The sequence below is a fragment of the Metabacillus sp. GQ13 genome (genome assembly GCF_059758525.1).
Genome location: NZ_JCAXET010000017.1, coordinates 16,001 through 36,475, shown reverse-complemented (window position 1 = coordinate 36,475; position 20,475 = coordinate 16,001). Strand labels below are relative to the sequence as shown.

The 20,475-nt window shown below is 32.7% G+C and carries 26 protein-coding genes and 2 pseudogenes; 9 read left to right on the top strand and 19 right to left on the bottom strand.

Annotation, left to right across the window (positions count from 1 at the left end; all coding sequences use genetic code 11):
• Positions 1–134 precede the first annotated feature (134 nt).
• A pseudogene (locus AC6CHR_RS19370) lies at positions 135–816 on the bottom strand (class I SAM-dependent methyltransferase).
• A 164-nt stretch (positions 817–980) separates the two neighbouring features.
• Between AC6CHR_RS19370 and AC6CHR_RS19365 the strand changes: the two are divergent.
• Positions 981–1,133, top strand: a complete 153-nt coding sequence (locus AC6CHR_RS19365) for a hypothetical protein (RefSeq protein ID WP_498250659.1) — start codon at positions 981–983, stop codon at positions 1,131–1,133.
• A gap of 88 nt (positions 1,134–1,221) precedes the next feature.
• On the opposite strand, the gene AC6CHR_RS19360 is transcribed toward AC6CHR_RS19365, so the two are convergent.
• Positions 1,222–1,488 carry a phosphocarrier protein HPr gene (locus AC6CHR_RS19360; protein WP_498250658.1) on the bottom strand — a complete coding sequence of 89 codons (267 nt, stop codon included), beginning with the start codon at positions 1,486–1,488 and terminating at the stop codon, positions 1,222–1,224.
• 161 nt (positions 1,489–1,649) lie between these two features.
• Positions 1,650–1,904, bottom strand: coding sequence for a hypothetical protein (locus AC6CHR_RS19355; RefSeq protein WP_498250657.1), 255 nt, complete (start codon positions 1,902–1,904; stop codon positions 1,650–1,652).
• A gap of 274 nt (positions 1,905–2,178) precedes the next feature.
• Here AC6CHR_RS19355 and cspD point away from each other — a divergent pair, with 274 nt between their 5' ends.
• Positions 2,179–2,379 (top strand): cold-shock protein CspD, encoded by a 201-nt coding sequence (gene cspD / locus AC6CHR_RS19350; RefSeq protein ID WP_024422747.1) that lies wholly within the window; start codon positions 2,179–2,181, stop codon positions 2,377–2,379.
• 157 nt (positions 2,380–2,536) lie between these two features.
• Here the strand turns inward: cspD and AC6CHR_RS19345 are convergent, their stop codons facing one another.
• Positions 2,537–2,737 (bottom strand): hypothetical protein, encoded by a 201-nt coding sequence (locus AC6CHR_RS19345; RefSeq protein WP_498250656.1) that lies wholly within the window; start codon positions 2,735–2,737, stop codon positions 2,537–2,539.
• A 199-nt stretch (positions 2,738–2,936) separates the two neighbouring features.
• Here AC6CHR_RS19345 and AC6CHR_RS19340 point away from each other — a divergent pair, with 199 nt between their 5' ends.
• Positions 2,937–3,203: a DUF2564 family protein gene (locus tag AC6CHR_RS19340; RefSeq protein WP_498250655.1), complete on the top strand. Its 267-nt coding sequence runs from the start codon at positions 2,937–2,939 to the stop codon at positions 3,201–3,203.
• Positions 3,204–3,313: 110 nt separating this feature from the next.
• Here the strand turns inward: AC6CHR_RS19340 and AC6CHR_RS19335 are convergent, their stop codons facing one another.
• Positions 3,314–3,490 (bottom strand): zinc-finger domain-containing protein, encoded by a 177-nt coding sequence (locus AC6CHR_RS19335; protein WP_498250654.1) that lies wholly within the window; start codon positions 3,488–3,490, stop codon positions 3,314–3,316.
• Positions 3,483–4,160 carry a reverse transcriptase-like protein gene (locus AC6CHR_RS19330; protein ID WP_498250653.1) on the bottom strand — a complete coding sequence of 226 codons (678 nt, stop codon included), beginning with the start codon at positions 4,158–4,160 and terminating at the stop codon, positions 3,483–3,485. Before AC6CHR_RS19330 ends, AC6CHR_RS19335 begins: the two co-directional genes overlap by 8 nt.
• Before the next feature lie 487 nt (positions 4,161–4,647).
• Between AC6CHR_RS19330 and AC6CHR_RS19325 the strand changes: the two genes are divergently transcribed.
• Both AC6CHR_RS19325 and AC6CHR_RS19320 read left to right on the top strand, forming a co-directional pair.
• The gene (locus AC6CHR_RS19325) at positions 4,648–5,034 is read left to right on the top strand and encodes a reverse transcriptase-like protein (RefSeq protein WP_498250652.1); all 387 of its coding nucleotides are present in this window, start codon (positions 4,648–4,650) and stop codon (positions 5,032–5,034) included.
• A gap of 30 nt (positions 5,035–5,064) precedes the next feature.
• Positions 5,065–5,964, top strand: a complete 900-nt coding sequence (locus AC6CHR_RS19320) for a DMT family transporter (protein WP_498250651.1) — start codon at positions 5,065–5,067, stop codon at positions 5,962–5,964.
• A 38-nt stretch (positions 5,965–6,002) separates the two neighbouring features.
• Here the strand turns inward: AC6CHR_RS19320 and AC6CHR_RS19315 are convergent, their stop codons facing one another.
• Positions 6,003–6,278 (bottom strand): DUF6123 family protein, encoded by a 276-nt coding sequence (locus tag AC6CHR_RS19315; RefSeq protein ID WP_498250650.1) that lies wholly within the window; start codon positions 6,276–6,278, stop codon positions 6,003–6,005.
• 395 nt (positions 6,279–6,673) lie between these two features.
• On the opposite strand from AC6CHR_RS19315, the gene sspL reads away from it, so the two are divergent.
• Positions 6,674–6,814: a small, acid-soluble spore protein L gene (gene sspL, locus AC6CHR_RS19310; protein ID WP_498250649.1), complete on the top strand. Its 141-nt coding sequence runs from the start codon at positions 6,674–6,676 to the stop codon at positions 6,812–6,814.
• A 47-nt stretch (positions 6,815–6,861) separates the two neighbouring features.
• Here sspL and AC6CHR_RS19305 read toward each other — a convergent pair whose 3' ends face one another.
• The 7 genes from AC6CHR_RS19305 to AC6CHR_RS19275 form a co-directional block, all read right to left on the bottom strand.
• Positions 6,862–7,758, bottom strand: a complete 897-nt coding sequence (locus tag AC6CHR_RS19305) for a 5'-3' exonuclease (protein WP_498250648.1) — start codon at positions 7,756–7,758, stop codon at positions 6,862–6,864.
• Between the two features lie 301 nt (positions 7,759–8,059).
• Positions 8,060–8,194, bottom strand: a complete 135-nt coding sequence (gene ypzF / locus AC6CHR_RS19300) for a protein YpzF (protein WP_498250647.1) — start codon at positions 8,192–8,194, stop codon at positions 8,060–8,062.
• Between the two features lie 160 nt (positions 8,195–8,354).
• Positions 8,355–8,621 carry a DUF2533 family protein gene (locus tag AC6CHR_RS19295; RefSeq protein WP_498250646.1) on the bottom strand — a complete coding sequence of 89 codons (267 nt, stop codon included), beginning with the start codon at positions 8,619–8,621 and terminating at the stop codon, positions 8,355–8,357.
• Positions 8,614–8,802, bottom strand: coding sequence for a hypothetical protein (locus AC6CHR_RS19290; protein ID WP_498250645.1), 189 nt, complete (start codon positions 8,800–8,802; stop codon positions 8,614–8,616). Before AC6CHR_RS19290 ends, AC6CHR_RS19295 begins: the two co-directional genes overlap by 8 nt.
• 72 nt (positions 8,803–8,874) lie before the next feature.
• Positions 8,875–12,459, bottom strand: coding sequence for a dynamin family protein (locus AC6CHR_RS19285; RefSeq protein ID WP_498250644.1), 3,585 nt, complete (start codon positions 12,457–12,459; stop codon positions 8,875–8,877).
• 666 nt (positions 12,460–13,125) lie between these two features.
• Entirely contained in the window at positions 13,126–13,677 is a 552-nt protein-coding gene (locus AC6CHR_RS19280) for an isoprenylcysteine carboxyl methyltransferase family protein (RefSeq protein WP_498250643.1), read from the bottom strand.
• Positions 13,678–13,680: 3 nt separating this feature from the next.
• Positions 13,681–14,778, bottom strand: coding sequence for a type III polyketide synthase (locus AC6CHR_RS19275; RefSeq protein WP_498250642.1), 1,098 nt, complete (start codon positions 14,776–14,778; stop codon positions 13,681–13,683).
• 513 nt (positions 14,779–15,291) lie between these two features.
• Between AC6CHR_RS19275 and AC6CHR_RS19270 the strand changes: the two genes are divergently transcribed.
• A complete protein-coding gene (locus AC6CHR_RS19270) occupies positions 15,292–15,729 on the top strand; it encodes a chemotaxis protein CheX (protein WP_498250752.1) in 438 nt (145 codons plus the stop codon).
• A gap of 64 nt (positions 15,730–15,793) precedes the next feature.
• Here AC6CHR_RS19270 and AC6CHR_RS19265 read toward each other — a convergent pair.
• Together AC6CHR_RS19265 and AC6CHR_RS19260 are read right to left on the bottom strand one after the other, a co-directional pair.
• A pseudogene (locus AC6CHR_RS19265) lies at positions 15,794–16,185 on the bottom strand (vWA domain-containing protein).
• A gap of 200 nt (positions 16,186–16,385) precedes the next feature.
• Positions 16,386–16,607 carry a methionine aminopeptidase gene (locus tag AC6CHR_RS19260; protein ID WP_498250641.1) on the bottom strand — a complete coding sequence of 74 codons (222 nt, stop codon included), beginning with the start codon at positions 16,605–16,607 and terminating at the stop codon, positions 16,386–16,388.
• Positions 16,608–17,011: 404 nt separating this feature from the next.
• Between AC6CHR_RS19260 and AC6CHR_RS19255 the strand changes: the two genes are divergently transcribed.
• Together AC6CHR_RS19255 and AC6CHR_RS19250 are read left to right on the top strand one after the other, a co-directional pair.
• Positions 17,012–17,230: a helix-turn-helix domain-containing protein gene (locus tag AC6CHR_RS19255; RefSeq protein WP_498250640.1), complete on the top strand. Its 219-nt coding sequence runs from the start codon at positions 17,012–17,014 to the stop codon at positions 17,228–17,230.
• A gap of 261 nt (positions 17,231–17,491) precedes the next feature.
• Positions 17,492–17,938, top strand: coding sequence for an SHOCT domain-containing protein (locus tag AC6CHR_RS19250; protein ID WP_498250639.1), 447 nt, complete (start codon positions 17,492–17,494; stop codon positions 17,936–17,938).
• Between the two features lie 96 nt (positions 17,939–18,034).
• On the opposite strand, the gene AC6CHR_RS19245 is transcribed toward AC6CHR_RS19250, so the two are convergent.
• From AC6CHR_RS19245 to AC6CHR_RS19235, 3 genes are all read right to left on the bottom strand, one after another.
• A complete protein-coding gene (locus tag AC6CHR_RS19245; RefSeq protein ID WP_498250638.1) occupies positions 18,035–18,277 on the bottom strand; it encodes an HPr family phosphocarrier protein in 243 nt (80 codons plus the stop codon).
• Positions 18,278–18,466: 189 nt separating this feature from the next.
• A complete protein-coding gene (locus AC6CHR_RS19240) occupies positions 18,467–19,780 on the bottom strand; it encodes a nucleobase:cation symporter-2 family protein (protein ID WP_498250636.1) in 1,314 nt (437 codons plus the stop codon).
• Positions 19,777–20,370 (bottom strand): xanthine phosphoribosyltransferase, encoded by a 594-nt coding sequence (locus AC6CHR_RS19235; RefSeq protein WP_498250635.1) that lies wholly within the window; start codon positions 20,368–20,370, stop codon positions 19,777–19,779. The genes AC6CHR_RS19240 and AC6CHR_RS19235 overlap by 4 nt, the downstream gene beginning before the upstream one ends.
• Positions 20,371–20,475 lie beyond the last annotated feature (105 nt).

Here is a 20,475-nt window from a genome sequence, read left to right as displayed (position 1 = left end):
TGTAAACATCCAGCTCAATCGCCTAATACGTACCCTTTTGGGAAAATTAAACCCTTTTTTTCCGAGGTCCTAAGGTGTTTATCAGGGCAAACCAAGGGCACATATTCTTTTGGTCTGATCATCTTGTTTGCAATTTATACCGTTTTTTCAAATAAAAATACCCACATAAACGAAAGAGCCTGCTTTAATTCCATGGATAACGATCCTATGTGATGATCAGTTACTCCTTTTTTTATAAACACCGAATCCATCAATTGTTTTCCAACCATTTTCAATCGCAAGGTGTTCAAATTCCCACGGCATTATCGTATGGCAAATCGCCTTTTCCCCATATAATCGTCGAAAACTCTTATTTCGTAGGTGTGCAGTAGGACCTAAAATCCCAATACATAAAAACCCCCTTGACTTTACTATCAATTGTAAATGGTTTAAGGATTCTAGAGGATCCTCTGTCCACTCGATGCAATTAATTGATATAATTGCATCGAATTCATCTGCTTCAAAAGGCATGTTCGTAATAGACGCTTGATTGAAACTTAGACGTTCTGTTTCCCGTCCTTTTGCTATATTAATCATACCTGATGAGATATCTATACCGCTTACATCAAACCCTTCTTTATACAACTTATAAGAACCGTAGCCATCTCCACAGCCTATATCTGCAACTTTTGCTGGAGAATGAACAAAATTCGTAAAAAAGGGAATGATTAAGCTTCTACTACCTGTTTCCCACATTTCTTTTGAATGTTCTTTCCAATATTGTGCTTTCTCATCCCATTGTTTCATCGCTTCCATTTGCCAGTCATTTAATTTCATTACTTTATCCCTTCTATAACGATTTTTTAGTGGAAGTACAGGTTCTTCCACCTAATTTTTAAATTTATATGCATGAGTAGACGGACATCTTGGAACGATATAATGACTAGCAATGATTTCTCTTTGCATTTTTAAATAAAGTGACAAAACTTTAGGAGGATATTATGACTAAGAAATATAACAAGGGTAGTAAAAATCAAAATTCACCTCAAGATGGAAAATATCAAATGGAATTTGCTCAAGATCAAATGTCAGGTGATAACAGTAAAGGCAATAAGCGAAATAAAGACCAAAGGACTAAGTCAACCGATGAGTAAACATCATATTCTATAATTCCGTTTCCTTTTATTGCAATATAAATTGAAAACAGCCACTTAAAATAAGTGGCTGTTTTTTATTGCTATATTATTCACCTAATCCTTCAGTTGTCATTGCTCTTTCAACAGCATCTAATGCAGCAGCTTCATCATTACCTTCAGCTGTAATCTTAATTTTTGCCCCTTTTGATATCCCTAATGACATAACACCCATGATAGATTTTAAATTAACACTTCTACCATTGGCCTCAAGATTTACATCCGATGTGAATGAATTAACGGCATTTACTAATGCAGTTGCAGGTCTAGCGTGTAACCCAGCTTCATTTGTGATTGTAAACGTTTTCTCTACCATATTTACATTCTCCCTCCATTTACTAATGTAGCTATCCAGATTTTTTAAATGATGATGAATAATTATGTATCTTTTTTCTTCATCTCTAGTAGTTGGATTAAAAAAGCTACTTTTGTTACTACCATTATTATAAACTTTTTTTGTGAAAAGGGAACAATTTGTTAACTAATTTGAAATACATTTTGCGATTTTATTTCATATTTCACATGTAAAGTAAATGTATCTGTATGCTTACGTTCAATCACGATTGTATTTAACTCTTTATCCTGAAGAATAAGGATGGAACCTTTCCTTACGTTTAGAATGCTCTTTCCGAACCTTACTATACAATCACTAGCTCGTTCAAAGCAGCAATTATCAATTCTTCGACTATTTGTCACGATAATGGGTTCCCCAAAAACATCGAATGTTCTCATAAACAATAATCCTCCTCTAGCTTTTTCTCCATTATATGCTAGGATTATTAAGACTATTTACATTGTTAATTTATAGAATAGAAAGATTCTGAAACTTTTGTTAAAATTTACTTCTTAACCTTGACGGGTATAATAAATCTGTTGTATAGTAAAAACATCATTAGCTTGAATATATATGATAGCGCTTTATTTAGATGTTCTTACATAGTATATTCATTAGTGATAAAATTTTTATAGCACCACCTGTGCTACAGTATTAGGAGGATTAAGTACTATGCAAAACGGTAAAGTAAAATGGTTTAACAACGAAAAAGGATTCGGGTTTATTGAAGTTGAAGGCGGAGATGATGTATTCGTACATTTCACAGCAATTGAAGGTGATGGGTACAAATCCTTAGAAGAAGGACAAGAAGTATCTTTTGAAATCGTTGAAGGTAACCGCGGACCACAAGCTGCTAACGTTACAAAGCTATAATCATTCATTTAAACTTACAATTTAAACATAAACACTAGATCAAAAGAATACTAGAACCAACAAGAGGCGGAGTTCACACTCCCCCTTTTGTTGGTTTTTCATATTTAGCTGATTAAAAAATCCCCGATCTATGTTCTATTATTCTATCGAATTTTTACTAGCGAGTTGAACCTAGTTGTTTACTTATTAAAATATACTCAATAGCCTTCACATTTTGTTTAATACTCTTCTCTATTCTACTGACTTCATGTTGATTAAAGATGTTTGCGTTGTTCGCTATAAAGACTAATTTATCCAGATCTCGGTATACTTCTGAGAAAGCATCCTTAATTGATGAATCTAAGGTCTCATTCACCATACTGATATCCCACTCCTTTCCGTGTATATTTGGCGAAAAATTAGTTAAATGGTTACATAATTGTGCTATATTTTTACATAGTTTACTCCTTCTTCATTTTAACACGTCAATTCGCTTTACGATATATAAATTTCGATTGTTTTTTTTAACGAATATATTTTAACGAAAATACAAATAATATAGCTTGGAGGTGTTAGCTATGGATCAAATTAACCACACTGGATTAATTAGCGGAATGAATGAAATAAATCAAATTGAAATGTCAGTTAAAGCTGCGCAAAAGATGGTTGGTTCAGCTACGATGCAGCTTGATCCTGAAGCAATCCATGATGCAGAAAATGCAGTACGTGACGCACAGAATTTAATGAGTCGTTCGACAAAAACAGGAGTAGATAAAGAATTTTTATCAACTCAGCAGCAACTCCTTGAACAATGTGAACATCAATTATCAGAAGCTAAGAACTAGAAACTACAATACCTATAATATTCCACAGCAAAAAGAAGCTTAGGATGTTTCCAAGCTTCTTTTTCCTATATTCTACAGTTTTCTCAATCTTAGTTTGAAAACGAAGATAATTATGATAATTTCGTCCCTACTTCTTTAATCTTTTGTCCTACTGTACATTGGTTAATACAAAAGGAGTGGGCATATCGTTTACCATATTCTTCACGAAAATGTTTCTTTAATAAACAATCAACACAATATGTATCCAATATTTCACTCAGTTCTTGCAAGGTTTGTTTTTTACGCATTCTCGTCAACTTCCTCATTCAATTTCATTTTACTTCTTATCTCAATTCCATTTAAAGCTTGAGTCGCAAGCTTATCAGCTTCATTATTTTCTTTTCTAGAAATGGCTTCATATTGAGCAGTAATAATAAGTTTTTTCAATTTGGCATCAATTCTGTCTAGCCAGATTATGAATTCTTCTTCGTAACACGGCCATTCCCCAGCTAACTGGTTAATAACTACTTGTGAATCACCTCTAAATAATATTTTCTGTTTATTAATTCCATACTCTTCTAGTACAGTAACCAGAAATGAAAATGCTGCATATTCTGCTTCATTATTAGAAGTTAAAGCCTCTGCACTCTCATTCATTCTAATTCGATACTGTTTGCCATCCTGTGTAAAATAGACGACAACTCCAAACCCAGCAAGCTTTGTCTCTTTTTGATAGCCACCATCAAAATATGCAACGACATCATGCGGTTCATGCTTAACGATGTCTTTTAAGCGTTTTAAATCCTTTAATGTCCAAGATTGGTCATCTTCTGAAGTAATATAGATTTGTTTAACCCTACCAGTTTGGATAAAATCCTCTGCAAATAGGATCGTTTCATTTAAAGGAAGAAAATCTGTTGTTACAATCGTCTGGTTTTTTTTCTTTGTTTGATAGGTCCATTCTATTCTATATTTCAAATATACTTCACTCCCGAATGTTTTATTAGACTGTTTTTTATTATTATGCCATTAAAATATTTCGCTTCTATTTGTGATACAGACCCTTTCCAATAACATTTCGCTCACTATCGAAAATGGAAAGATGGCTAATTAATTAATCTAGTGAGAGAGCAGTAGTGCTTTTTTCGAAAACCGAAAATAACAACCTATGCACAAAAAAGTCTTAATGTATGTCTTTAATGATAGTAGTATGAATTAATTATTATAGAATTAAATGCAATAGTGTTCCAGAAATGAATCAATTTAGAAACGGCCTATAAAATGAAGAAAATCTGTAAATCATTTATACTTATTAATGTTATCATTATGCTATGATCGTATTCGAGTTACCTATAATTAGATTGCCCAATCATTAAAAGGGCATCATTTAAAATCTAATGCTTTTTATTTTAACACCGTTTCGTTGATTATAAAACAATTTACAATCATTTGGGGGTTCTGTGTGATGATTGAAGTCTATGTAGATGGAGCAAGTGCAGGTGACCCAGGAAAATCTGGTGCAGGCGTCTTTATTAAAGGGAATGGAAATGCTAAACAATATTCATTTCCACTAGGAATTATGTCAAACCATGAAGCCGAATACCATGCTCTCATTAAGGGGTTAGAGATTTGTATCGAACATGGATATCAAATTGTATCATTTCGAACTGATTCACAATTAGTTGAACGTGCAATAGAAAAACAATTTGTTAAGAATGCTACTTACTCTCCTCTTTTAGAACGCGTTTTGCTATTAACAAAGCAGTTTGATCTTTTTTTTATTAAGTGGATCCCGAGTAAAGAAAATAAAGTCGCAGATTCCCTAGCTAGAAAAGCAATCTTAGAGCGGTAAAGAACGATTAGATGGAAAGTAGTGAACAACATGAAAAAAACATACCTAGCAGATGGAAGCTTATTATTTGTAGCGTTTATCTGGGGTTCTACCTTTGTCATTGTCCAAAAGGCAATCCAATTTTTACCCCCACATTTATTTAATGCAACGAGGTTTTTAATTGCAGCATTATTACTATTATTATTTATTAGGAAGAAGTCGGGAAAGAACATTTTATCGCTTGATTTGTTTTTATCAGGTTCGTTTTTGGGTTTCTTTTTGTTTTTAGGCTATGCATTTCAAACTACTGGTTTACTTTACACCACATCTTCCAAAGCAGGTTTTATCACAGGGCTTAGCGTCATGATTGTTCCATTATTATCGATATGGTTATTAAAAGACAAACCTCGACCAGTTATTTTTCTAGCTGCTTTTATTGGAATAATTGGACTTTATTATTTAACTATAGGTGATGTATCAAGTATGAATATTGGTGATCTGCTCGTTTTCTTTTGTGCAGTTGCCTTTGCATTACATATTACTCTTACTAGTAAATTCGCTAAAAAGTTTAATGCCTTACCATTAACAATCGTCCAATTAGGTTCAGTGTCCCTTTTTAGTTTTTTAAGTTTCTACTTTTTTGAAAGACATTCATTTACACCTAGTAGCTTTATGAATCGTGATGTTATCATCGCTTTAGCTATCACATCTATTTTGGCAACTTCAGCAGCATTTTTTATCCAAACAAAATACCAGCAGTTTACAACTGCTGCTAGAGTTGCCATGATCTTTGCTATGGAGCCGGTGTTTGCTGCTATTACCGCTTACATCGTCATAGATGAACAACTGTCCAGTAACGGAATCATTGGCTGCCTACTAATTTTTCTTGCAATGATCGTTACTGAAATACCAAGTATCAGAAGTATAAAAATGCTATTTTATAAAATTTAAACAAGAAATTCATCGTCCATTTTAACCGGGCTCTCTTCTTAAATAAAATGCAAATTTTCAATATGGTTTATTGCTTGGTTCCTGTCCGTTATCTCTTCTTGCCTGAACATTTCTAATAAGGAAATGTAAAAAGAACCATCAAATTCTTTTTGAATTTTTAGCGTATACTCAATTGCAATGATAACAATTTTATCGTGCGTATCTGTATAATGCTGACCGAATTTTATAAATCCAATAGCATCTTCACCTAATTTAAAACCTTTACCTATTAAATATTCGACATAATCTGTTACAGTTTTCTCTGTTTTCCCCAATTTATATCACCCTTATAAAATCTAGTATATAGATCATGATAGCGAATGTTGTCGAAAATATCTATCATTTTTTAATATGCTCTTTCCTAACTTTGGTTAAGATGAGTATTTCTTATGACACTTCCGTAACAATAAGCATTATCTTTGGATTAGGCTCTTTTCTAAAAGTTTGTTGCTCTAGTACGAATAAAAACTGGCTTTTGGATTTTTATGATCCAAATTGAAGCTATGTCCAAAGGGTTATCAAAGGAATTTAGCGAAAAGAGCACGAAGATATACTTAAAACGTGTACATTAGTACTTTGTACGGAAAAAATCAATCTTTACGAAAACAGCCTTGGATTAAGCATGTTAGCTTGGAAACATGGTCATAATACCATTGGAGGTGACTAACTTATGGGTAGTAAAAAGAGAGGCAACAACCGTGGGCAAATTGCACCTAGTGTCAATCCCCAAGGACACGGAGAAGATGTTGAATTTTCAACTGAACCTAAAAGTAAGCTTGAAAATGCCGCTAAGAAAAAAAACACTAAATAGACAATAGCTTCTTCGATTAAAAATTCTTCAATAATAAAGAGAGGCAACTAAATTGCCTCTCTTACCGTTGTTATGTTTTCCATTAAAGTTTGAACACCTCTGAGCTCATGATCCTTGATCATTGCATATGCCCTATCTTCATTTATCTTAAAACATGTATCATCAATTAAACATTCTAAAGGTGCCTGACAATTAATTTCAGCTAATTGTCTTGAAAGATGCAACATATCTAAATCATTTTCTATTTTCATTTTCTGACTTTTAGTTAACTCATTTAAATTCTCAAGTAGAACATCAATCGATTTATACTGATTGATCAGTTTGTATGCGGTTTTTTCTCCGATCCCCTTTACACCTGGATAATTATCACTAGAATCACCCATTAAAGCCTTTACGTCAATCAACATATGGGGAGCAATTTGAAACTCCTCAAAATATGAATCTTTCGTATAATGTTTGTAATTACCAATTCCCTTTTGAAATATCAGGACATCTACATTGTCATTTAAAAGTTGAAGAATATCCTTATCACCTGTTAAAATTGATATTTTTGTGTCATTTTCAAACTTTTTCGTTAACGTTCCAATACAGTCATCTGCTTCATAACCCTTAACACCTAAATTGGGTATATCCAACGCTTCTACAACTTCTTTTGCTAATTCAAACTGCGGAATTAGCTCAACAGGAGCTTCTGGCCGATTTGTTTTATAATTTACATAGAGATCATTTCGGTATGTTTTACTTCCCATATCCCAGCAGCAAACAACATGAGTGGGTTTACTATAATTGATTGCAGATATGAGATGTTTTAATAGACCAGTAACAGCATTTGTTGGCGTACCTTTACTATTTATCATAAAATTCCCATATACTGAAGTTGCAAAGAAAGAACGAAACAATAGTGCCATTCCATCTACAATTAACAAGTGGTTATCTTTTTTCATGTTGGTCTCCTTTCAAGTAAAATACTAATAGTATCATAACATATTAAGTGACAAAATCGGTCGGAACATTATTCCTAATAACTGCAAATCGAAATTTTGTATGTATCAAAATTAAAAGATAAAGGAGTTTGTATAATTAGTAACTTCTTTTATAGGATATTGCTGAGTCATTTATAGAAAAAGCACGAAAAAAGGCTAAATACGCAAAGAAGTGCCATACAAAAGCGCAACATTCTTTGCGGAAACAGCCTTTAGTTAAGAGCTTTCAACTCAGCATCGAGTTATAAACAATTACTTACGATTACTTCTTCTTTTCACTACTCATTTTTAGTGCTTCATTTTGTTCATAAGATCCAAACTCCGTATTAAAATCATTCTTTTTCTTTTTATTATTGTTTCGTTGAGCATTAGCATTGCCAAGTTTTGTTCTTCCCATTTCATTCACACCCTTCGTTTTAAACTCGAGATTAGCTTTCCACGTATTCTAGAGTTTAAAACGATTAAAGTTGATAAAATATATTGGAAGACATTTTAAGCTTATTCTAAAGCTATAGTTAAAACTGGGACCGGCTTTCTAAGCTTTTGAGCAGAAATGACTATTCCCCATACTTTCTTAAAACAAATTGCTGAACCATTTCTTTCGTCACCTTTTTACGTGTCGGCACAATACCCTTGGCAGCTAAATTATTCATTTCAGCTGTAACTTGATTAATTTGATTTACCTCAAACGGTAATGAGTTCATAGATAATTGAATAGCTTCTTCAATTAAAGATTCTCTTTTTGCTTCAAGTTTTAAAAATGTTTGAATGTGATTATGCTGCTTTTTACTATGTTGTGATATAGCATCATGTACATTACTCATTTAAGACACCTCTTTTTTTCATTAACTTAATCACATGTTCCTGAGGATCCCAGCATTGAAACGAATAATCTGGTTTTGTTTCATAATTCAAACGGCCACATAAATAAGTTAACTTGCTATTTATCCGAACCGCTTTAAAATGAATACAGGTAGCACAAACTTGATACGTTTTAGCATCCATGCTATTCCTCCTAGGTTTACATGTGGTTTTTTAGTCATATCCCATAATTTTATCACAAGTTTAGTTAAAATTTCATATATTAAGAATTTTTATGACTGTTTCTAACTGATTTCGCACCTGATTTAAATGTTTTGTATCCTCTGCTTGGATATCAAGCAATGATTCAAATTCTTCTTCAGTTTGTAGTTTAATCATTTTAATAAGATTTGCATGCATACCAGAAATCACATCTTCATAATACACTAAGAAATCATTCAAATATTGTTCGAGTGTATGTGAAAGTGGTTGATCCAAACGGTTTTGTAAATCGTCACTCATCATCTTTTTCTCGTTCTTCTCAAAAAAGGATTTCGTATTTTTAAACATCTTCAACGAAGGTTTCAGATACGAAATCATCTCCATTGTAAAATCCACGGTTATATTCGGGGTCTGAATCCCTTGATGATTCGGCTTTGAAAGAGTAATTGATTTTGAATTCTTTTTTACAAGCTGTGTTATTCGAAGATATTCATCCTCTAATACCTTTTTAATAAAGCCCTCAATGCGTAAAGTAGTGGCTTGGAGCTCTTGGACTAACTCAAATTCAATTGAAGCTAATAGATCGTTTAAACAGACTACTAAAGCCTGACTATGACTATTCTGTTGATTAAATAAACTAGGGTGGAATGATTCTTTAAAGAACTCATAAAAACGCAACATTAATCTTTGTTTCACATAAAAGATCAATTCTTCAATTTCTTTTTTTACATTATTCACTAATCTAATCTTTGTTATGGCTGATAATTCTTTGTTTACGTTTTTACTTTCTTCTATCAAAATCAGTTTTATCTCAGCCTTTTCGACTTCATCTTTTGCTGCAGCATTGATAAGTGTTTCTACTCTTTCATTAGATCGTTTCAAATCTTCACTAATGGAAGCAATCATTGTATTAGTTAATTCTTGTTTTATAAAGTAATCAAATTGGTGCTTGAATTCTATATATTCACTTTCAGCATCGATTTTATTGGCTAGAATCTCCATGCTTGAAACACCATATAATCGGATATTTCTTATTTCCTGCTTTTTTAGTTGATCACTAATATAATCTTTTACAAGCTTAACTTCTTGTTCATCCTTGGCTAAATCAATTGCATTAATGATAAAAAACATTTTATCTAGCGTAAATGAATCCTTCACACGCCCTAATTGACGTAGAAATTCTCTGTCACCTTTTGAAAAGGGATGATTATAATACGTAACATAAAGAATGGCATCCGCCTTTTTTATATATTGAAAAGCAACATCTGTATGTCTTTTGTGGAGTGAATCTGCCCCAGGTGTATCCACTAAGGTAATCCCTGCTTTTGTTAAAGGGCAATCAAAGTAGATAATTACCTCCTCGACCAAACATGCCTTTTCTTCAATCGTAACGAAATCTTCTAGCTTATCTTTTGTAGTAGATAATAACAAACCGTTATTTACTAACTGTAGATATACTTTTAATGCCTCACAATACTTTTTTTGCGATTTCTTTTCATTTTGATCATGTACTTCTATCTTTTTTAATTCTTCAACAAGCTCACTTATAGTAAACATTTTATTTTCCAATGAAGAAAAGCTATTTACTACTTCATTAATTAGAATGTCTTCTCTTTTTAATTTAACTTCCACTAACCCATGTTTCTTATCCCTGGTAGTTGGCGCAATTTTGTTAATTGTCGCAGTTGTAGGTGTTGGAGAAGACGGGAGAATTTTCTCTCCAATCAACGCATTTGCAAATGATGATTTACCTGCACTAAATGCACCAAACAACGCAACTGTAAAAGCTCGATTTCTATAGCTATTTACTTTGCTTTCTAACGAATCTGTAAATTGATTAAAACCACGCATTTGCTTTAGTTGGCTTATAACTTTTCCAGTTTCATTGATAAATTGATCCTTATTACCGATTTCTTTTACATGAGAGTCTGAATTTATCATTTCTCCCCTTACCGCAGTATCCAATTGTTTATCTACAACGATTGTGTTCATTAACCTGTTTGTATATAATTGGTTTTCTAAAAGCCATTGATCACTATTATAATTTTCATTCGTTTGGTTATTGAGTAAATTTAATAATGAAGCTTCATAAGAAACAAGCTGTTCAAATTCAGCTATTATTTTTTCATAATACATGCACTTTTCTGCTAATGTTTCCAAATCGGAGGATAGCTTATTGATTTCATCTCGAATATCGACTGAAATCAGATTAATGAACTGCTCGAAAATAGCCATAATTTCATTTTTACAAATCTTTTTAATTAGTTCACTAACATCTGAAGAATACGTTAAAATATATTGTCCATTAAATGATGCACCTGGTTTATAGGCTTCTTCTACGATTTGATCTGTTAGCAATATTGAAAATGTTTGTATCTTTTGAAGTAGTAGGTCATCATGTACTTCATATTCCTTAATATATTCATTAAATAACGTAACAAAATGCCAGGTGATTTGTGTTTCAACGTTCTTCTTTAATTGTTCGAATAACTCTTTTTTTCTCTTCTCTCTTTCTTGCTCCGTTTTTGTTTTTGAGAATAAGAAACCTTTTTTAAATGCAGGATCAATTGCTTCTATATATGATGCTACCTTTTCTCTAGTCTCATATGGAATAATATTTGCACCTTTTAAGATAGCTGAAACCCTTTCATTGATTTCAGTTAAGATATCTTTTAATTTTCTCTGCTTCTCATCCAGTTGGTTTCGTAGTGAATTCGATTTTTGTCTATAATCGTTTAAAGACGATTGGATTTCTTGTTTCGTGAATTCAGATAAGCCCGATTGATCTTTATATTTATCTATATGATCTAATACTAACTGCTCCAGTGAATTTTTTACATTTTTCTCTAAGTAATCTTCTTTATTATTTATAACGACGCGAATGATGTTCTGAACCTCAGCCAATTGATTGTGCTCATGATCATCTTCAAATAATGTTGTATAAAAAATGTCCTGATAATGCAGTCCACTTTCAGAAAATGTTCCTTCAATTTGTGTTTTAAAGCTTGTAAAGGACACCTCACTTTCTACATGTTTATCTATTTGATTAACAATAAGAAAGATTATTTTATCCTTATCCTTCATTTCCTTTACAAAAGCAACATTTTCTTCAGATTGAACATGATTATAATCTGTTACATAAAAAATAACATCTGCGATATGGAGCATAGATTCTGTTGAAAGTTTATGGGCTGCATCTGTTGAATCTATTCCAGGTGTATCCATGATAACTACATTTTCATTAAGGTTGTGATATGGCCTTTTTATATACACGCGCTCAATCTCTTCACCCTGTTTACAATATTCTTTGATTTGTTCAAGCGAGTAGTCAATAGATAGTTCTATACGCTCTTTGTCCTTTGAAATTAATGCAACCTGTTCTAGCCCCTTCTCTAACAAAACCAAATTTGCACTTGTTGGTATTGGGCTTGTTGGTAGTACTTGTTCATTTAATAATTTATTAATCATTGACGATTTCCCAGCAGAAAAGTGTCCAGCAAAAGCGACAAATAGCTTATCATTAGCATATTTGTTGCCCAACTCAACTAGTTTGTGTGCATTTTCTTCATCTGGTTTCATCGATTGGTGAAGCATTATTAACTTTTGCATTAATTGGTCTGTTTTTACAGCAGCAGTCATCGCAATCCCCTTCGTCTGTCTATGGCCTTTAAGTTAATTCTATTTTACAGAATCTTTTTGCTTTTCGCTACGTTAAGATAGGCTAAACTTGAGTGAACTATAGTAGTTCACTCTAATTTCTATATTATGTTTGTGTTGTCCTAAAGGCAACGTATATTTTTATGGTAAGGGGTTGTTCGGGATTTGGCTACTAAACAAGGAGTATTAACAAAAGGCTGTTTTCGCAAAGATTGTTGTTTTTCGTAATAAGTAAATCTTTACGTATTCAGCCTATCTTCGTGCTCTTTTCGTTAAATGACTCTGATATCCCACTGGAGATCGCTTCAATTTAGATAATAAAAATCCAAAAGCCAATTTTTATTCGTACTAGAGCAACAAACTTTTAGAAAAGAGCCTAACAAAAAGAGGATAAGGAATTTTAGGTTTTATAGACAAAAATAAAAGCCCACATAAAGTGAGCAGAGAAATCAAGCCTTTTTAGCATCTATATTCTTTAATATGTAACCAATTAAAATACTATATGCAATAACGGTGAATCCCACAAATAACATAGTCATATTCGCAGCATGCCTCCAAATTGAGAATGTTTTTCATTACAAAAATATTGTATCATTAATGATAATCATTTTCAACAGGATTAATTTCATTTTTCAGAAAAAAGGATGATTATTTTTTGGTTGCAAACCTTAATCTCAAACTAAATGTTTGATCATAATTTGATGTATTTGCTAATAGAGCACTTTCCTCTGCCGGTATCCGAATCGTCATTATTAGGACATTCAAAATAGTGAATAGTAACGAAGTAAAGTACGCATGGAATAATAAAGGGATAAGTAGTATCTCTACAGCAACTACTAGATAATTTGGATGTCTCATAAATTGATAAGGCCCCTTCAAAACTACACTCTCATCTGGTATGATAATAATCTTCGTATTCCAATATTTACCTAATGAAAAAACAGACCAATAACGTATTACTTGTGAAATAGATAATAAAGGAATGATCAAAAGCCAGATATCAGTTAACTCCTTATTTAGAAAGAGCACCTCCAACAATAGTGAAAATAAAAAGAAAATATGAAGCGCTACTATGAATGGATAATGCTTCCTTCCATATTCAATGCCACCCTTATTTAACAGCCATTTTTCATTTCGTTTAGCAAGATACAACTCTGTAACTCTTTGAACCATTATTAGAAAAAATAAAACAATGAACATATATCAGCCACTCTCCCATTGAACAAGCAGTATTTCAGAACTAAAACCCGGTCCGAGTGCCCCAATTAAGCCGTATTCATTCGTCTTCCCTAGCCTTCTTTCTAAATATTCTTGCAGTACGTACATTACGGTTGTAGCCGACATATTTCCATGGTTAATTAATACTTCTTTTGATATATGTAAATGATCATTCGTAAAACCTAATCCTTCCTTATAAGCTTCAAGAACCTTTTTACCTCCTGGATGTGCAACAAAGTGATTTATTTTCTTTAACGATAAATCATATTCGTTTAAAAACTGCATCATATGAGGACGAAGCCAATCTTTGATTAATAAAGGAATATCCCTTGAAAAGTTCACATAAAAACCAGAGTCTTTAAAATCCCAGCCCATAACATCTTCCGAATCTTTCATAATAGTTGACCTGGTTGCTACTATACGTGGTAGAGCCTCAAGCTTTGATTTTGCAAGCCAATCGACTGAATCACCAGCAACACAAACACACGCAACACCATCTGCAAATAGAGATGTTCCAATTAGATTACTCTTAGATTGGTCATCAAGTTGAAATGTTAAGCTACAAAGCTCGACCGTAATAACTAGGACAAGCGAAGTTGGATATGCCTTACAATATTCATATGCTCGAGAAAGACCAGCAGCCCCACCAGCACAACCTAATCCCCAAATAGGAATTCGTTTAGTTGTTTCTTTAAATGGCAGTTTATTCATTATTTTAGCTTCTATACTTGGAGTCGAAATACCCGTGCTGCTAATAAAAAAAATAGCATCAATCTCCTCAAAATCGATTGATGTCTTTAACAAATTAGAATTTGTTAAACATTGTACAATCGATTGAACACCTAATTGAACAGCATTTTTTATATATAGCTGATTCTTTTCAGAAAATGTATGCTTTTCTTTATACCAATCAAGCTGTTCAACGAACTGTCTCTTTTGAATTTCACCGTTTTGAAAAACAGTTAATAGACGATTAATATCTTTAAAGGATTTCTGGAAAAGACTATTTGCGAATTCGACCGTCTTGACCTGTTCTATTTCATTTACAGGCAAAGCCTTTCCAACAGATAGTAGATAAGCCAATTATTCTCACCTCATATTCTCAATCTTACTATTACCTATTCAATGTAATATTATCCAGAAGGAATTGATGATAATGGGTAAGTATTTTCCTGCATATCGTGGTAGAGTTTTAGATTAGCCAATGAAGAGAAGAGTAAATTTGTTTCTCAAGCGAGATGATCCTGTTAAATGCAGTGAGTAGAGGAGATTGTTCATCTTTTGTTCTAGCTATTAATTAAAAAAGCCTTTCCCAGAACATGGGAAAGGGCTAGACGTTTTAAAGAAGTTGTTGCTGTGCAATATGATTATATCGTACCTTTTGATTATTATCATTATTAATATTTGGTAATCGCATTTTTTCTAGTATGGATGACCTAGTATCCGTTACATATTTAAATTAAGTAGGTTTCCCATTACAAGAATAGACGAAAAACAACAAATTATCGTTAATTTCCGCAAAAAAACATACATCTACAGTCTAGTTTTATGCTAATATTAAGTAACTACTATAGGCTGGAGGAACTAGTGAAGAAGATGAGAAATGACATAAGAGATCAATTATTAGATGGAACGATGGCATCAATTAAAATGCTACTAACGATCCCTTACTCAATTGAAAAAATAACTGAAACAGTTCCTTACAATCATTTATTTCATTCAGTACAAATCGAACTAACAGGTGAATGTAATGGAGCCCTCCTGATCCAGGGGGAAACGACCGTTTACAGTTATATTGGAGAAGGAATGTTTGGTATGCCTGTAACTGGTGAACTACTAGAATCATTTATCGGTGAATTTGCGAATATGTTAACAGGTAATTTGGCAACACTTCTTTCAAATCATGGCCTAGCTACAGACATTTCCCCTCCAAAGTTTCTTCAAATACGTCAATTTGATCACTATGATCATTTGGTTACTATACCTATCGTGATACAAGACCATGGCAACCTTTCAATTTCGTTATTATTATAAACAAACTATTCAGAAGGCTGACAATTACTGTCAGCCTTTACCTCCATACCTTAAACCTTATCTTTTAGGTTACTCTTATCGCTTTTCCAAATGGAACTTTAGGAATAAATTCATTGGGTACCAACCAAAAGACTTCTTTATCAAATATCATATATGTAACCCGTAACATCCGTGATATAAAAAAGGGTGTCATCCACTCTAACACTTCTGTATATGAAGATTTACCATGTTTAAAGTAATTTATTTGCTTAGTGTATCTTTTATAGAAGAAACACTTCTTATTTTGAAGTCTGCTTGTACGATTGATTAATGTCTCAGGTGACACTTCACCAAAAAGCTTAACAATATTTTCTATTAATTCTGTGTCTACCTGATCGGTAGATGTATCAATGGCAAGGACGATTTTTCCCCTTTCACGTTCTTGTAGTTTAGTTAATAAAAGTCTTGCCATTTCATTGGATTAGCTCCCCTTTCGTAATATGAAGCCAATCTATTTTGTGTAAATAGTCAATTATTATCCTATAGACATAGGGCCAAATTATTTATTATCATCGATAAGATCGAGTAGCCTATGTATGAATAAAAGGACTTAGCTAAACCAATAATCTTGAGAAGGCAAAATCATGTGTTGGTAGAGTATTAGTTCGGAATATAGATTATTCCATTTCACTATTAGCGTTCCAATCGGTATATTGACCACTTCCATTGCAGCCAGGGCAGTCAAATATCGCATCAAATGTAGGGGTATAAACACTTGTGAGTGTTGAAACAAATCCTCTTCCTCGACAATCAGGACATCTTCCTAATGGTTCCATTTCACTAATTACCTTTTCATACCTTGCTTGTTTCCATTCCCCAATAGCATTTAATAAATTCAAGTTATCACCTCTTTTAGCTTAATATGTAACAAGAGGTAACAATTTATTTAGGTTCTTTATAAAATTTGTTCATAACCTAGTTTATCGGTACTTGGATATAACCTAGTTTATCTCCTAAAAATCACCTTTTGGATTGTTTTTGTATAAACAGAAGCTGGTTTTAAAGAAAATGAACGAGTCATTAAACGAAAAGAGATCACAGAAAGGCAAAGTATGTATAGAAGTGCTTATTACAAACAATCTCTTTGCGAAAACACCTTTGATTTATAACGGTTCTTAAATAATCAAAACTCCTTCCATTACAATTCTGTTACATAAGTAACAACAGTTTTTTATGTTATTTTATCTACTTTCTTTTAAATTGGTACTATGATATCCTAGATATAGAAGAGAGGTGTTAAATTATGGCTATATACAAGGCTAAAAAGAGTAATTTCAAAGAACTTTTATCTAAAAACAACACCGATCTTGACTCACTAGCAACCAATACTAATATTTCGAAAGATCAACTCACTAGTTATCTAGATAGTAAAGTGATGAATTTGAATAATGCTATGACGATTTCAAAAGAACTAAATTGTACAGTTGAAGACTTATATGTATGGAAAGTTTCAGGAGAGTGAATGCATCACTCTTTTTTTAATGAATGCACTTCTTTTCTTGAGGGACTGTAAAACAAATTATACATACAAATATAAATGAGTAAGGATCATCCGAATGAAATGATACAAAGAGATAGTATTATTATTATTACGAACTTAGATATCCTTTACGCATACAATCCACTAAAAAATAAACCTTTTCTAACTTAATCTTAACTTTTTAATGAATATTATGTAAAATAAGAATAGTTTAATCAACATGCACTAGAAATGGGGTTTACGATGGCTGAGTTAGCATTTAAAGAATATACATTTAAAAAAGGAAGTAAAACAACTGTATATTTGTACCAAGATAGTATTGAAATTATTCACCATGGATTCTTAGGGAAATTTAATAAGGTCAAACTCGTTCAATTTAAAAATATTTTAAATGTCTCCTTAAAAAATCCTAAACTAGCAACAATCGGCAGTATTGTAATTGATTGTGGTAAAAATGAAAAAAAATACGAAAAACAAGAAAATACGATTGATTTCTCAAAAAGTGAAAAAGGAATTGCGTTAGAATTAAAGGAAAATATCGAAAATAAGATTCAAGTGATAAAGGGTCTAAGGGCCGATTCTGCTATTGATAACTTTGATAAATTGAAAAAGTTAAAAGAACTTGCGGATTTAGGCATCCTTTCCGAACAAGAATATATTGAACAAAAGGAAAGAATCTTAGAGAACTAAAATAATAAAGAACCCATAACTTTTTTGATTATGGGTTCTTTATTGCTGCGTTGCATTTTATAATACTATTACTTTTTCTGATTACCTCATTTTTCACTATAACAATAAATTCATAAACGTCCTTATGGCTTCTTCCTCATCTATTCCTCTCGCCCTAATTGTTACTTCACTTCCAGTTCTTAATATCGCCAGCAAACCCATTACACTTTTAGCATCTACTATCTTATTCTCTCCAACACTTATTTTTATATCTGACTCAAACCTATTTGCATGTTCTGCAATTTCTGTCAATTTTTGAACAGTTAGTTTCTGGATTATTTTCATTTCTTTAACTCTCATCTTCTCTTCTCCTATAAGTAGAATACTTATATACTATTAATGTTTGTCGTATCTCATGACAAATTAATTTTCTATTTGACTTTTCAAAAATAGATAATCATACCTTTAGATGAAGATGCATATAAAAAGTCTACTGCATTCTAAATGACAAAATAGAATGCATGTAGACTGGAAAACTCACCAAATGATCTAAGATGCTTTACCTTGCACAATTGTTTTAGACTGGCCCTCTACATTTTTATTAGATGGGATCATATTAAAAACAATATTTAGTAAAATAGCAGTTACACTTCCTAGTACAATCCCGCTATTCGTTAAAATTTTCACAGACTCTGGAAGACCTGCAAAAATTTCAGGTACAACTGTTACTCCAAGTCCTAAACCGACAGAGCATGCAACAATCAAGAGGTTTTCTTGTGAAGCAAATTCAACTTGTCCTAGCATTTTAATTCCATAAGCAACAACCATACCAAACATAGCTACCATTGCACCACCTAATACTGATGAAGGAATTATCGTTGCTAATGCAGCTATTTTAGGAATTAACCCTAACCCTATCAACATAAAAGCTGTCGTGTAAATAACTCGGTTTGTTTTTATACCAGTTAACTGGATAAGACCGACATTTTGAGAAAATGCTGTATAAGGAAATGCATTAAAAATCGCACCAAGCATGTAAGCTATTCCCTCAGCACGATATCCTCTAGCTAAATCCTTTTCATTAATTTTCTTATTGCAAATATCACCTAATGCGAAATAAACACCTGTAGATTCGACCATACTTACAATTGCGACAATAGTCATCGTCAAGATTGGTACGATCTCAAAGCTAGGAGTACCAAAATAAAAGGGTTTACCTACATTAAACCATGATGCATCATGGACAGGTTGGAGATCAACCATTCCCAGCAAACTGGCGATAACAGTACCGCCAATAATTGCAAGTAGGATTGAAATAGCTTTAATAAAACCTGTAAAAAAACGATTAAGTATAATAATGAATATGAGGACACCAAAAGCTAGCAGAAGATTCTCTTTTGATCCAAAGTCAGGACTTCCCTGTCCACCTGCCATATTATTCATCGCAACAGGAATAAGTGTGATTCCGATAATGGTTACAACTGAGCCTGTTACGACAGGCGGAAAAAACTTTACGAGTTTTCCAAATACTGATGATATCAAAACAACAATTAAACCTGAAGTTAGAATGGCACCATAAATGGACGTTATACCATATTCATTTCCAATTGCAATCATCGGTCCAACTGCAGTAAAGGTACAGCCTAATACAACAGGTAAACCAATTCCAAAGAAACGATTTTTCCATACTTGTAACAACGTGGCGATACCACACATAAAAATGTCAATTGCAACTAGATAGGTTAATTGAGAACCGGATAATCCAAGTCCACTTCCGATAATTAATGGCACAAGGATTGCACCTGCATACATAGCAAGTACATGCTGAATACCTAACGAAACGTTCTGCAATGATTGTTTCATTTTAGAACCTCCACTTCGTCTTCAACAAAGGATACCTTGCCCATTGCTAATGATTGAATTCTTGCTAATGATTCAACTCTATAGCCAAGCGCTTTTAGTTCTTCCGCACCTTTTTGAAATGACTTTTCAATAACAATCCCAATTCCTTGAACAGACGCACCAGACTTAAGAACAATATCAATCAATCCTTTTGCAGCCTCTCCATTTGCTAAAAAATCGTCAATAATAAGGACACGGTCAGTATTATTCAAAAACTGTGAAGAAACAGTTATCGTATTTTCTTCTTGTTTCGTAAACGAATAAACTGAAGAGACAAGTAAATTTTCGGTTAGAGTTAATGATTTTCTCTTTCTAGCAAAGATCACCTTAACACCTAATTCTATTCCAGCCATAACTGCCGGAGCAATACCTGAAGATTCAATCGTAACGATCTTCGTAATACCTGCATTATTAAATCGTTTTGCAAACTCTAAACCTATTTCTTTCATAAGTTCTGGATCAATTTGATGGTTTAAAAATGAGTCCACCTTTAATACACCGTCAGAAAGAACTATACCTTCATCTTGTATCTTGTCTCTAAGTAGTTTCATATACTTCTCCCCCTAACGATATTTTTATACACAACAAAAAACGGCATTGCTTCAGCTATAAGTGAAGCAATGCCGCTCATTTCTAAATAGAACTACCCTAGTAGA